The organism is Bacillus hominis, from assembly GCF_018332515.1.
Classification (GTDB): domain Bacteria; phylum Bacillota; class Bacilli; order Bacillales; family Bacillaceae_G; genus Bacillus_A; species Bacillus_A hominis.
This window is the reverse complement of record NZ_BOQD01000480.1, coordinates 1-828: the sequence shown is the minus strand read 5'-3', so window position 1 is coordinate 828 and position 828 is coordinate 1. Positions and strand designations below refer to the sequence as shown.

Below are 828 nucleotides of genomic sequence, written 5' to 3'. Positions count from 1 at the left end.
AAATAAACAAAATAAAAACTAGTGTAGTGGACCAAAGTGTTAATTTCCACTTTATAGGTAAATTTCTAATTCGGTACATAATGTTTTTTATCATTTCATTATATATCCAGCACCGCGGACTGTTTGGATATACTCCTCCTTATCTACACTATGTAACTTATTACGTAAATAACGAACGTACACATCAACGATATTTGTCTCAACCATTGCATCATATCCCCATACTTGGTCCAGTAAAATATCACGGGTAAGAACTCGATTAATATTTTTCATAAACATAAGCAGTAGCTCGAATTCCTTATTTGTAAGTTCAATTTCTTCATTTCCTTTAGTTACAGTTCGAGATTCAATCTGAAGCTGTAAATCTTTAAACGTAAGAAATGATGCGTGCTTTTGCTCTGTATTTTCTTCTCTCCTAAAAATAACTCTCATACGTGCTAAAAGTTCTTCAATCGCGAATGGTTTTGGAAGATAATCATCCGCCCCACTATCTAAGCCTGTTACACGGTCCATAATACTATCACGAGCAGTCAACATAATAATAGGTGTATTTTTCGTTGCCCTTAATCGACGACATACTTCCAGTCCATTTAATCCTGGTAACATTAAATCAAGTAAAATGAGATCGTAATTTTTTTCAAGTGCTGCGTCTAATCCCTTTCTTCCATCAAGTTGTATATCTACTATATATCCTTCATACTTTAATTCTAATTCTAAAAAATCCGCTAAACTTTCCTCATCTTCAATAATTAATATATTTTGCAACTGCAATGCCTCCTATACGATTAAATGAATAAGCAACCCTATTCCAAATATAATTGCAATGAT

At 32.9% G+C, this 828-nt stretch carries 1 protein-coding gene; it reads right to left on the bottom strand.

Annotated elements, in window-relative coordinates; genetic code table 11:
- Positions 1–90: 90 nt before the first annotated feature.
- Positions 91–765 carry a response regulator transcription factor gene (locus KI356_RS26580; RefSeq protein ID WP_128280173.1) on the bottom strand — a complete coding sequence of 225 codons (675 nt, stop codon included), beginning with the start codon at positions 763–765 and terminating at the stop codon, positions 91–93.
- Positions 766–828 lie beyond the last annotated feature (63 nt).